At 69.1% G+C, this 12,203-nt stretch carries 11 protein-coding genes; 6 read left to right on the top strand and 5 right to left on the bottom strand.

Features of this window, described 5'->3' with window-relative positions:
- On the bottom strand, positions 1-1,143 hold a 1,143-nt coding region (locus tag ACWC09_RS47870), incomplete at its 3' end, for an IS110 family transposase (RefSeq protein ID WP_450858069.1).
- Positions 1,144-1,569: 426 nt separating this feature from the next.
- On the opposite strand from ACWC09_RS47870, the gene ACWC09_RS47875 reads away from it, so the two are divergent.
- From ACWC09_RS47875 to tyrS, 3 genes are read left to right on the top strand one after another with little or no spacing between them, the layout of a single operon-like run.
- Positions 1,570-3,093 (top strand): TldD/PmbA family protein, encoded by a 1,524-nt coding sequence (locus ACWC09_RS47875; RefSeq protein ID WP_450858071.1) that lies wholly within the window; start codon positions 1,570-1,572, stop codon positions 3,091-3,093.
- A complete protein-coding gene (locus ACWC09_RS47880; RefSeq protein WP_450858073.1) occupies positions 3,090-4,484 on the top strand; it encodes a metallopeptidase TldD-related protein in 1,395 nt (464 codons plus the stop codon). The genes ACWC09_RS47875 and ACWC09_RS47880 overlap by 4 nt, the downstream gene beginning before the upstream one ends.
- Positions 4,485-4,540: 56 nt before the next feature.
- Positions 4,541-5,809: a tyrosine--tRNA ligase gene (gene tyrS, locus ACWC09_RS47885; RefSeq protein WP_450858075.1), complete on the top strand. Its 1,269-nt coding sequence runs from the start codon at positions 4,541-4,543 to the stop codon at positions 5,807-5,809.
- 56 nt (positions 5,810-5,865) lie between these two features.
- On the opposite strand, the gene ACWC09_RS47890 is transcribed toward tyrS, so the two are convergent.
- Complete coding sequence (locus ACWC09_RS47890) at positions 5,866-6,144, bottom strand: GlsB/YeaQ/YmgE family stress response membrane protein (protein ID WP_450858077.1); 279 nt, start codon at positions 6,142-6,144, stop codon at positions 5,866-5,868.
- Between the two features lie 243 nt (positions 6,145-6,387).
- Between ACWC09_RS47890 and ACWC09_RS47895 the strand changes: the two genes are divergently transcribed.
- Both ACWC09_RS47895 and ACWC09_RS47900 read left to right on the top strand, forming a co-directional pair.
- Positions 6,388-6,786, top strand: a complete 399-nt coding sequence (locus ACWC09_RS47895; RefSeq protein WP_450858078.1) for a DUF3099 domain-containing protein — start codon at positions 6,388-6,390, stop codon at positions 6,784-6,786.
- A 215-nt stretch (positions 6,787-7,001) separates the two neighbouring features.
- Positions 7,002-7,217 carry a hypothetical protein gene (locus ACWC09_RS47900; RefSeq protein WP_450858079.1) on the top strand — a complete coding sequence of 72 codons (216 nt, stop codon included), beginning with the start codon at positions 7,002-7,004 and terminating at the stop codon, positions 7,215-7,217.
- Positions 7,218-7,283: 66 nt separating this feature from the next.
- Here ACWC09_RS47900 and moaA read toward each other — a convergent pair whose 3' ends face one another.
- The 3 genes from moaA to ACWC09_RS47915 all read right to left on the bottom strand — a co-directional run bounded on the left by moaA (position 7,284) and on the right by ACWC09_RS47915 (position 10,419).
- Entirely contained in the window at positions 7,284-8,273 is a 990-nt protein-coding gene (gene moaA, locus ACWC09_RS47905) for a GTP 3',8-cyclase MoaA (protein WP_450858081.1), read from the bottom strand.
- A 167-nt stretch (positions 8,274-8,440) separates the two neighbouring features.
- Positions 8,441-10,066, bottom strand: coding sequence for a solute symporter family protein (locus ACWC09_RS47910; protein ID WP_450858083.1), 1,626 nt, complete (start codon positions 10,064-10,066; stop codon positions 8,441-8,443).
- Positions 10,063-10,419 carry a DUF485 domain-containing protein gene (locus ACWC09_RS47915; protein WP_450858085.1) on the bottom strand — a complete coding sequence of 119 codons (357 nt, stop codon included), beginning with the start codon at positions 10,417-10,419 and terminating at the stop codon, positions 10,063-10,065. The genes ACWC09_RS47910 and ACWC09_RS47915 overlap by 4 nt, the downstream gene beginning before the upstream one ends.
- 253 nt (positions 10,420-10,672) lie before the next feature.
- Here ACWC09_RS47915 and ACWC09_RS47920 point away from each other — a divergent pair, with 253 nt between their 5' ends.
- The gene (locus ACWC09_RS47920) at positions 10,673-12,199 is read left to right on the top strand and encodes a S8 family peptidase (protein WP_450858087.1); all 1,527 of its coding nucleotides are present in this window, start codon (positions 10,673-10,675) and stop codon (positions 12,197-12,199) included.
- Positions 12,200-12,203 lie beyond the last annotated feature (4 nt).

The raw sequence follows: 12,203 nt of genomic DNA on the forward strand, positions 1-12,203 counted from the left end.
GAGGAAGTACTGGCCGCCGAGATCGGCGTATGCGGTGTCGCGGGTGAACATGTGCCAGACGGAGACGAGGATCGAGTGTTCCAGGGCGACCAGGGCGCGCTTCTTGCCGCGGCGGGCGATGAGCCGACGGTAGCGGGCGGCGAGGTAGGTGTCCTTGGTCCGTGACGCGGAGATGGAGGCCTGGCCGAGTGCGGCCTTGAGCCAGGGATCGCCGTGGCGGGTCTTGCCGGGGCCGCGCCTGCCGCCGGATTCGTTGTTGCCGGGGCATACCCCGGCCCAGGACGCCAGGTCGGCCGCCGTCGGGAAGCGGGCGATGTCGTCGCCGATCTCCGCGAGGATCACCTCGGCGGCCCGCGTGCTCACGCCCGGGATGGTCACCAGGAGTTCGATGCGGCGGCGAAAGGGCGCGATCTGTGCGTCGATCCGCTCATCCAGCCGTTTCTCCATGGTGGTGCAAGCGTCGATACGGTCGAGCATCGCCCGGGCCAAGAACGCGTGGTGGGCGGTGAAGTGGCCGGTCAGCGCCTCGATCAGGGCGTCGGTCTTGCGGCGCATGGAGCCCTTGGCCAGGTCCGCCAGGACACGCGGGTCGCGTTCGCCGGCGATGAGGGCCTCCAGCATCGCCCGGCCGGAAACGCCCAGAATGTTGGCGACCGCGACGGACAGCTTGATCCCGGCGTCCTCCAGGAGCTTCTCCAGCCGCTGGGCCTCCCGGGTGCGTTCACGGATCACCTCGGTGCGATACCGGGTCAGATCCCGCAGCTGCCGGATCGGCTCCGGGGGCACGAACGAGGGCCGCACCAGGCCGTGCTCGACCAGGCGGGCGATCCACTCGGCATCCTTCACGTCGGTCTTGCGGCCGGGCACGGCCTTCATGTGCCGGGCGTTGAGCAGCCAGCACTCCATCTCGTGTTCCAGCAGGTAGAACACTGGTTTCCAGTAGACGCCGGTGGCCTCCATACCGACCACGGTGACCTGCTCGGCGAGCAGCCAGTCCCGCATCGCCAGCAGGCCCGAGGTCACCGAGGAGAAGGTGCGGGTCTCGCTGCGGCGCCGCTTGCCGCTCCCCGGCACCCGGATCGTCACCTTCACGTCCGCCTTGCTGATGTCGATCCCCCCGCAACGTTCGTGGATCACGTCCATCTGCTCCGGACCCCCTCCCCTGACCGGCCACGAGTGTGCGGTCGTCCGGCGGGGGCCCGGCAGGCGGAAGAAGCTGATTCGCGTGCTCGAAGCAACACATCGGGGTGCCTGTCGATGGACCCCCAGCGTCCTACTCAGTCACAGGCTCGGAACGCACCAAGCGGAAACGACGTCCGCCGGACGGCCACAGACCGATTTTCACGCCCAAAGGGTGTCCCCGACAGGGGACCGGACTACTCAGTCACGTCATGCCCGCGAGCTGACCACTCGTCGGGAGACCATCCACCCTACTGTCCCGCACGGACACTTCCGTCAGGCCCGGCGAGAGTTGCCAAGTCAGGGTGGAAACGTGTGGTCCGCCACCCGGTCGCCGCGACATGATCGGGGCAACCGCCGGTCACGTCAGACCAACAGGAAGAGACGCAGGTGCCTCATACCATCGACGAAGCCTTCACGGCACTCCCCCTACGCGCCCTCGCCGACGCCGCGCTCGCACGCGCGCGTGCGCTGGGCGCCGAGCACGCGGACTTCCGGTTCGAGCGGGTGCGCAGCGCGTCCTGGCGGCTGAGGGACGCCAAGCTCGCCGGGTCGTCGGACACCACCGACCTCGGGTACGCGGTGCGCGTCGTGCACGGTGGCACCTGGGGTTTCGCCTCGGGCGTGGACCTGAGCCTGGACGCCGCCGCCAGGGTCGCCTCGCAGGCGGTGGCGATGGCGAAGCTGTCCGCCCAGGTGATCAAGGCGGCCGGCTCGGACGAGCGGGTCGAGCTCGCCGACGAGCCCGTGCACACCGACAGGACGTGGATCTCGTCGTACGAGATCGATCCGTTCTCCGTGCCGGACGAGGAGAAGTCTGCGCTGCTGGCCGACTGGAGCTCGCGACTGCTGGCCTCGAACGGCGTCAACCATGTGGACGCCTCGCTGCTCACCGTGCACGAGAACAAGTTCTATGCCGACACGGCCGGGACCGTGACCACGCAGCAGCGCGTCCGGCTGCACCCGCAGCTGACGGCGGTGTCGGTCGACGAGTCGAGCGGCGAGTTCGACTCGATGCGGACGATCGCGCCGCCGGTGGGGCGCGGCTGGGAGTACCTCACCGGGACGGGATGGGACTGGGATTCCGAGCTCGAACAGATCCCTGAGCTGCTCGCCGAGAAGATGCGGGCACCGAGCGTGGAGGCGGGCCTGTACGACCTCGTCGTCGACCCCTCCAACCTGTGGCTGACCATCCACGAGTCCATCGGTCACGCCACCGAGCTGGACCGCGCGCTGGGCTACGAGGCCGCCTACGCCGGCACCTCGTTCGCCACGTTCGACCAGCTCGGCAAGTTGAGGTACGGCTCCGAGCTGATGAACGTCACCGGCGACCGCACCGCCGAGCACGGCCTCGCGACCGTCGGCTACGACGACGAGGGCGTCGAGGGCCAGTCCTGGAACCTGGTGAAGGACGGCACGCTCGTCGGCTACCAGCTCGACCGGCGCATCGCGAAGCTCACCGGCTTCGAGCGCTCCAACGGCTGCGCCTTCGCCGACTCCCCCGGACATGTGCCCGTGCAGCGCATGGCCAATGTGTCGCTCCAGCCGGACCCGGCCGGGCTGTCGACCGAGGGTCTGATCGGCGGGGTCGACCGCGGGATCTACGTCGTCGGTGACCGCTCCTGGTCCATCGACATGCAGCGCTACAACTTCCAGTTCACCGGCCAGCGGTTCTTCAGGATCGAGAACGGGCGGATCACCGGGCAGCTGCGGGACGTCGCGTACCAGGCGACGACGACCGACTTCTGGGGCTCCATGGCGGCCGTCGGCGGCCCGCAGACGTACGTCCTGGGCGGTGCCTTCAACTGCGGCAAGGCCCAGCCGGGCCAGGTGGCCGCCGTGTCGCACGGCTGCCCGTCGGCCCTCTTCAAGGGCGTCAATATCCTCAACACGACCCAGGAGGCCGGTCGATGAGCGCCCGCACCAACAAGCCGCACGAGATCGTCGAGCGGGCGCTGGAGCTGTCCACCGCCGACGGCTGCGTCGTCATCGCCGACGAGCACTCCACCGCCAACCTGCGCTGGGCGGGCAACGCGCTCACCACGAACGGCGTCACGCGCGGGCGTACCCTCACGGTGATCGCGACCGTCGACGGCAAGGAGGGCACGGCCTCCGGTGTCGTCTCCCGCTCGGCCGTGACCGTGGACGAGCTGGAGCCGCTGGTGCGGGCCGCGGAGGCCGCCGCGCGCGGCGCCGGGCCGGCCGAGGACGCGCAGCCGCTGGTGACGGGCGTGTCGCAGTCCCCCGACTTCACGGACGTGCCCGCGGAGACGACGTCCGCCGTGTTCGCCGACTTCGCTCCGGCGCTCGGTGAGGCCTTCGCGCGCGCGCGTGCGGGCGGGCGTGAGCTGTACGGCTTCGCCAACCATGAGCTGGTGTCGAGCTATGTCGGTACGTCGACGGGGCTGCGCCTGCGTCACGACCAGCCCAACGGCACCCTGGAGCTGAACGCCAAGTCGCCGGACCGTACGCGCTCGGCGTGGGCGGGTCGGTCGACGCGGGACTTCAAGGACGTCGACCCGGCGGCGCTGGACGCGGAGCTCGCCGTACGCCTCGGGTGGGCCGAGCGGCGGATCGCGCTGCCGGCCGGGCGGTACGAGACGCTGCTGCCGCCGACCGCCGTCGCGGACCTGCTGATCTACCAGATGTGGTCGGCGTCGGGCCGGGACGCGGTCGAGGGGCGCACGGTGTTCTCCAAGCCGGGTGGCGGCACGCGCGTGGGCGAGCGGCTCACCGAGCTGCCGCTGTCGCTGCGCAGCGACCCGAACGAGCCCGGCCTGGAGTCGGCACCCTTCGTGATCGCGCACTCCTCCGGCGGCGACCAGTCGGTGTTCGACAACGGGCTGCCGCTCGCGGCGACCGATTGGGTGCGCGACGGCGAGCTGAGGCATCTCACCACCACCCGGCACAGCGCGGGTCTGACCGGGCTGCCGGTGGCTCCGGCGATCGAGAACCTCATCCTCACCGGCGGCGAGGACCGCTCGCTGGACGAGATGGTCGCGAACACCGAGCGGGGTCTGCTGCTGACCTGCCTCTGGTACATCCGCGAGGTCGACCCGGCCACGCTGCTGCTCACCGGCCTGACCCGGGACGGCGTCTACCTCGTCGAGAACGGCGAGGTGACCGGGGAGGTCAACAACTTCCGGTTCAACGAGTCGCCGGTCGGCCTGCTGGGGCGGGCCACCGAGGCCGGGCGCACGGAAAAGACGCTGCCGAGGGAGTGGAGCGACTGGTTCACTAGGGCTGCGATGCCCGCGCTGCGGGTGCCCGACTTCAATATGAGCTCTGTCAGTCAGGGCGTATAACCTCGTAGCCGGTGGTCGCTCGACCACCCGAAGATCATCAAGGAGATACGAGAACCGTGACGGACATCGTCGACGAACTGAAGTGGCGCGGGCTCATCGCCCTCTCCACTGACGAGGACGCATTGCGCAAGGCGTTCGCGGACGGTCCCGTCACGTTCTATTGCGGCTTCGACCCGACCGCGCCCAGCCTGCACCTCGGCAATCTCGTGCAGATCCTGACGATGCGCCGGATCCAGGACGCGGGCAACCGTCCGCTGGGCCTGGTCGGGGGTGCCACCGGTCTGATCGGTGACCCGAAGCCGAACTCCGAGCGCACGCTCAACGCCCCCGAGATCGTCGCCCAATGGGTCGAGCGGCTGCGCGCGCAGATCGCCCCGCTGCTGGACTTCGAGGGGCCGAACGCGGCGGTCATGGTCAACAACCTCGACTGGACCTCGGGACTGTCGGCCATCGAGTTCCTGCGGGACGTCGGCAAGCACTTCCGCGTGAACAAGATGCTCGCGAAGGAGGCCGTGGCCCGGCGCCTGGAGTCCCAGGAGGGCATCAGCTACACCGAGTTCAGCTACCAGATCCTGCAGGGCATGGACTTCCTGGAGCTCTACCGGCGGTACGGCTGCACGCTGCAGACCGGCGGCAGCGACCAGTGGGGCAACCTCACCTCGGGCACCGACCTGATCCACAAGGTCGAGCCCGACGCGGTGGTGCACGCGCTGGGGACACCGCTGATCACCAAGGCCGACGGTACGAAGTTCGGCAAGACGGAGTCCGGCACGGTCTGGCTCGACCCCGAGATGACCTCGCCGTACGCCTTCTACCAGTTCTGGCTGAACGCGGACGACCGGGACGTCTCGAAGTTCCTGCGCATCTTCAGCTTCAGGTCCCGGGAGGAGATCGAGGAGCTGGAGCGGCAGACCGAGGAGCGTCCGCAGGCGCGGGCCGCTCAGCGGGCGCTGGCGGAGGAACTGACGACGCTGGTGCACGGAGCCGACCAGACGGCTGCCGTGATCGCCGCGTCCAGGGCGCTGTTCGGTCAGGGTGAGCTGGCGGAGCTGGACGAGCGGACGCTGTCGGCGGCGCTGTCCGAGGTGCCGCACATCCAGGTCACCGAGCTCGGGCCGGTCGTGGACCTGTTCGCCGAGGTCGGCCTCGTGGCCAGCAAGTCGGCTGCGCGGCGGACGGTGAAGGAGGGCGGGGCCTACGTGAACAACGTGAAGGTCGCCGCCGAGGACGCGGTGCCCGCCAAGGAGGAGCTGCTGCACGGTCGCTGGCTGGTGCTGCGCCGGGGCAAGAAGAACCTCGCGGCCGTCGAGGTCACCTCCGCCTGAGCGCACCGAAGGGGCGGCTTCCCGTCCGGGAGGTCCGCCTCTTCGCCGTACCCGCTCTAGACCGTCTGTTTCCTCTTGCCCAGCGTCGCCATGTACAGCATGTCGACCGCGAAGACGATGATGATCGCGGCCACCAGCTGGAAGGCGTGGCGGCTCCAGTCGATGCCTCGCGTCGATTCGACACCGAACGCTCGTGCGATCGCGTTGCCGGCGGTGGCGCCGAGCATGCCGCAGATGGTGGTCAGCCAGAGGGGACTGTGCTGCTTGCCCGGGATGATCGCCTTCGCGATCAGGCCCAGCACGAATCCCACGATGATCGCCCACAACCAGCCCATGGCTGCCTCCTTGTACGGCTCGACGTGAGCATTACGCCCAGCCTCGTGCCGTACGCCGTACGGCGCATGTCGGGCACCGCCATACGTGCTACGGCTGAGGGGGTTCGCCCAGGTTGGAGGTGACCCGGTCTCGTAGGCGACGGAGGCGCGGCGTAACGTGGAAGCCGTCCGGACCTCGTCCCCGACCGGGGCGGACCGGGTACGGGGCGGGGCGGGGCCGATGCGGGCGGATGGTGGAATGTGATGCGGAAGCAGCACGGCGACGGCAACGGCCAGGTGTTCCGGATCACCGGAGCCCGGACGGGCCTCCAGGAGGACGTGCGCGGCCGGCAGCGACGGTATGTCATCTCCATGTCCATCCGTACGGTGTCGGTGATTCTCGCGGCCACGCTGTGGAATGTCGAACGGCACGTCGCGATCGTGGCGTTGGTCCTCGGGGCGGTGCTGCCGTACATCGCCGTGGTGGTCGCGAACGCCGGGCGGGAGAACGCGCCGTCGCTTCCGTCGACCTTCGTGACCGCGCCGATGCGTCCGATGATTGCGCCGCCGCGGACGAATGACGGCTTCGCGGAACCGGTCCCGGAAGATGTCGCGACGGAGCCTGCGCCGGGCGCACGAAGCGAGCCTCACGACCGGGCGTGAGCGATGCAGAATGCCTTGCAAACGGAAGGCGACTCCGCACCAAGCTCAAGAAAAGCTCAGATCAATCATGTTGTTCCGGTGCCGGGCGACGGCTTACCCGTGACATACTTCGTAGGCGCTCCGCATCCCCCGTCGGAGCGACGGACCGACGCCGGGCAGCTCCCCCCGTGGCTGCTCGGCGTCGCCTTGTTTGGCGTACTGGTGAGACGAAATCCGTGAGTGACGAGAACCCCATCTGCTCCGCGAAGGGCTGCCGTGCCGATGCCGTCTGGGTGTTGGCGTGGAACAACCCGAAGATCCACACTCCGGAGCGGCGCAAGACGTGGCTCGCGTGCGAGGGGCACCGGGAGCATCTTTCGCAGTTTCTCGGGGTGCGGGGTTTTTTGAAGGACGTGGTGCTGCTCGCGGAATGGGAAGACCAGGACGTCTGAGGGGCTTTGGCCGCGGGCCGGTGGGGGCTTGTCGCGCAGTTCCCCGCGCCCCTTTGCGGCGTCTTCTCAGCCCCCGATCGCAGACATCGGTCGGTCCGGCTGGACGAAGGACGGGGCGTCCAGGCCCGCGCCCGCCTTCTTCCCCCACATCGCCAGACGCCAGATGCGGGCGATCTCCTCGTCGGGGGCGCCGTTGCGCAGTGCGGCTCGGAGGTCTGTCTCCTCCCGGGCGAAGAGGCAGGTGCGTATCTGGCCGTCGGCCGTGAGGCGGGTGCGGTCACAGGCCGCGCAGAAGGGGCGGGTGACCGAGGCGATGACGCCCACTCGGTGCGGGCCGCCGTCGACCAGCCAGCGCTCCGCCGGGGCCGAGCCCCGCTCGTCGGTGCCTTCGGGGGTGAGGTCGAAGCGGGTGCGCAGGGAGGTCAGGATGTCGCCCGCCGTGACCATCCCGTCGCGCTTCCAGCCGTGCTGGGCGTCCAGGGGCATCTGCTCGATGAAGCGCAGTTCGTAGTCGTGCTCGACGGCCCAGGCGAGGAGGTCGGGGGCCTCGTCGGCGTTCAGCCCCGGCATCAGGACCGTGTTGACCTTGACCGGGGTGAGGTCGGCGTCGCGGGCTGCTTCGAGGCCCTCGAGGACGTCCTTGTGCCGGTCTCTGCGGGTGAGGGTCTTGAAGACGTCCGGGCGGAGGGTGTCCAGGGACACGTTCACCCGGTCCAGGCCCGCCGCCTTCAGTGCCTTCGCCGTGCGCCTGAGGCCGATGCCGTTGGTGGTGAGGGACATCCGGGGGCGGGGCGTCAGCGCGGCGACGCGCTCCACTATGCCCACCAGGCCGGGGCGCAGGAGGGGTTCCCCGCCGGTGAAGCGGACCTCCTCGATGCCCAGCGAGGTGACGGCGATGTCGATCAGGCGGACGATCTCGTCGTCCGTGAGCAGGTCGGGCTTGGCCAGCCACTGCAGGCCCTCCTCGGGCATGCAGTACGTACAGCGGAGGTTGCACCGGTCGGTCAGCGAGACCCTCAGGTCGGTGGCCACTCGGCCATAGGTGTCGATGAGCACGTGGGCCCCCTCCCTCGTAGCGGATCAGTGCGGCTCCATCTTCTCCCGTCACCTGCGAGCCTACGTGACACAGCTGACAACGACAGCGTCCCGATCCCACGAGGTACGACGCGGCCGCGTCGTAGGGATCTACGACGCGGCCGGTCAGGGGGCGTATCGGCGGGTTCTCAGTGCGCGCCGGTGCCGGTCAGGGACCGGACCTCCAGCTCCGCGTACTTGCCCTTGTCGGGCTCTTCCTTCGACAGGTAGGTGCCGAGGACGCCGAGGAGGAAGCCGACCGGGATCGAGATGATGCCGGGGTTCTCCAGCGGGAACCAGTGGAAGTCGACGTCCGGGAACATCGAGGTCTCCTTGCCGGAGACGACCGGCGAGAACAGCACCAGGCCGACCGCGGTGACCAGGCCGCCGTAGATCGACCACAGGGCTCCGGAGGTGGTGAACCGCTTCCAGAAGAGGCTGTAGAGGATCGTCGGGAGGTTGGCGGAGGCGGCGACCGCGAAGGCGAGGGCGACCAGGCCGGCGACGTTCAGGTCGCGGGCGAGGGCGCCCAGGACGATCGAGACGGCGCCGATGCCGACGGTGGCCCAGCGGGCCGCGCCGATCTCCTGCTTCTCGGTGGCCTGGCCCCTCTTGATGACGTTCGCGTAGATGTCGTGCGCGAAGGAGGACGACGAGGCCAGGGTCAGACCGGCGACGACCGCGAGGATCGTGGCGAAGGCGACCGCGGAGATGGTGGCGAGCAGGATCGCGCCCCAGTTGGAGTCGACGCCGCCCAGATGGAGGGCGAGGAGGGGTGCGGCCGTGTTGCCCGCCTTGTTGGAGGCGATGATCTCGTCCGGCTTGATCAGCGCGGCGGCGCCGAAGCCGAGGGCGAGGGTCATCAGGTAGAAGGCGCCGATCAGGCCGATCGCCCAGATCACGGACTTACGGGCGGCCTTCGCGGTCGGCACCGTGTAGAAGCGGATCAGGATGTGCGGCAGGCCCGCGGTGCCGAGCACCAGGGCGATGCCGAGGGAGATGAAGTCGAGCTTGGTGGTGCCGGTGGCGCCGTACTTCAGACCGGGCTCCAGGAAGGCCGAGCCCTTGGCGCTGTTGTCGGCGGCCGAGCCGAGCAGGTCGGAGACGTTGAAGTTGAACTTCACGAGCACCATGAAGGTCAGCAGCAGGGCGCCCGCGATCAGCAGCACGGCCTTGACCATCTGGACCCAGGTGGTGCCCTTCATGCCGCCGATGGTGACGTACACGATCATCAGTACGCCGACCAGGGCGACGATGCCGATCTTGCCGGCGTCGCTGGTGATGCCGAGCAGCAGCGAGACCAGCACGCCCGCGCCCGCCATCTGGGCCAGCAGGTAGAAGATCGACACGACGATGGTGGAGGTGCCGGCCGCCGTACGGACCGGGCGCTGGCGCATCCGGTACGCGAGGACGTCGCCCATGGTGTAGCGGCCGGAGTTGCGCAGCGGCTCGGCGACCAGGAGCAGGGCGACCAGCCAGGCGACCAGGAAGCCGATGGAGTACAGGAAGCCGTCGTAGCCGAAGAGGGCGATGGCACCCGCGATGCCGAGGAAGGACGCGGCGGACATGTAGTCGCCGGAGACGGCGAGGCCGTTCTGGAAGGCGGTGAACTGACGGCCGCCCGCGTAGAAGTCGGCGGCGTCCTTGGTCTGGCGGCCGGCCCAGACGGTGATGACGAGGGTCGCGGCGACGAACACCGCGAACAGGGTGATGATCAGCGGCCGGTGCTCGCTCGCCTCGCCTGCGGCGAGAAGGGTGTGCTGCGCGGGGCTCATTCGCCGCCCTCCAGTCGGGACTTGATCGCCTCGGCCTTGGGGTCGAGTTTTGCGGCGGCGTGCCGCGAGTACCACCAGGCGATGAGGAACGTGGTCAGGAACTGTGCGAGGCCCAGCACCAGGGCCACGTTGACGTTGCCGACCACCTGGGTGCCCATGAAGTCGTCCGCGTAGTTCGACAGCAGGACGTACAGCAGGTACCAGGCGATGAAGCCGATGGTGAGCGGAAAGGCGAAGGAGCGGTGAGTACGGCGCAGTTCACCGAATTCCGCGCTCTCCTGCTCCGCGACGAACTCCTCGGTACTGGGGAGTTTGGTTGGGGTCTTCGAGGGGGGCGGTGTCTCGGTGGCCACGGAGTCTCCTCGCGTTGCGGATGCGGTTGTGACGGGGATCGGGGGCGAGTGTCCTCGTGCTCCCTGTCCAAGGTCACGGCGCCACGCAAGGACGGGTTCAACTCCCTTGACCAGTTTCCGAACTCGCCTTGGGCAACTCATTGCTGACCAGCGACTTCGGGAGATAGTTTGCGGCCTGGACCGCCCGTCATGTACCTGCCCGAGCACCACCTGTGTCTCGGGCCGTTTCGTTTCCGGATGATGTGGAGACCCCATGGCTCATCTGCGTTCCAGACGCCGGCTCGCCCTCGCGGTGCCGGTCGTGCTGTCCCTGACCGCCTCGCTCGGCTTCCTGCCGGCGGCCGCGCAGGCCGCCCCGCGCGTGGAGTCCGCCACGCAGGCGGCCGACGCGGACTCCTTCGCGTATCTCGTCAACACGAAGACGGATCCGCACACGATCAAGTCGGTCAAGACGGCGATCAATGCGGCCGGCGGTTCCGTCGTGGTGTCGTACGACAGGATCGGTGTGATCGTCGTCCACTCGGCGAACCCCGACTTCGCCAAGGAGATACGCACGGTACGCGGCGTGCAGTCCGCGGGCGCCTCGCGGACCTCGCCGGTGCAGGCGGCGGGGACGACGGACGAGGGCGCGGTGCAGTACCTCTCCAAGGCCGAGGCGGCGAAGGTCGCGGGGAGTTCGACGGCCGGGGAGGAGCCGCTCGAAGCCGACCAGTGGGACCTCAGGGCGATCGGCGCCGACAAGGCCGCCAGGATCGACCCGGGCAGCAAGAGCGTGACCGTCGCGGTCATCGACGTCGGCGTCGACGACACCCACCCCGACATCGCGCCGAACTTCTCGCCCTCGCAGTCCGCGAACTGCGTGAGCGGCAAGGCCGACACGACGTACGGCTCCTGGCGGCCGGTGGACGCCGACCACTACCACGGCACGCATGTGGCGGGCGAGATCGCCGCCGCCCGCAACGGGATCGGTGTCGCGGGCGTCGCGCCCGGTGTGAAGGTCGCCGGCATCACGGTGGCCCAGCCGGACGCGAACCAGCTGTTCTTCCCCGAGAGCGTCGTGTGCGCCTTCGTGTTCGCCGCCGACCACGGCGTCGAGATCACCAACAACAGCTACTACGTCGATCCGTGGCAGTACAACTGCATGGACGACCCCGATCAACGCGCCATCGTTGATTCGGTCAACAGGGCCCAGCTGTACGCCCAGCGCAAGGGCACGCTCAATGTCGCGGCGGCGGGCAACTCCAACGACGACCTCGACTCGAACGCCCTGGTCGACGACTCCAGCCCCGACGACTCGACCCCGGTCAGCCGTACGGTCGACCCGCACGAGTGCTTCGACGTGCCGACCCAGCTGCCGGGCGTCGTCACGGTGAGCGCGACCGGCGTCAAGGGCGCGAAGTCCTACTACTCCAGCTACGGCGACGGTGTGATCGACGTGGCGGCGCCGGGCGGCGACAAGTTCCAGATCCCGGACACGCCGTCGAAGAACGGCCGCATCCTGTCCACGATGCCGAACAACCAGTACGGCTACCTCCAGGGCACGTCGATGGCGACTCCGCACGTCGCGGCCGTGGCCGCGCTGCTGAAGTCGACGTACCCGTGGGCGACCCCGGCCCAGCTGCAGGGGCTGCTCAAGGCCGAGGCGGACAACCCGGGCTGCCCGACCGACCCGTACGACGGGAACGGCGACGGCGTCGTGGACGCGACCTGCGTCGGCGGCAAGCGGGTCAACGGCTTCTACGGCTTCGGCATCGTCAACGCGCTGCGCGCGGTGAAGTAGGTCC

Source organism: Streptomyces sp. NPDC001617, assembly GCF_053596855.1.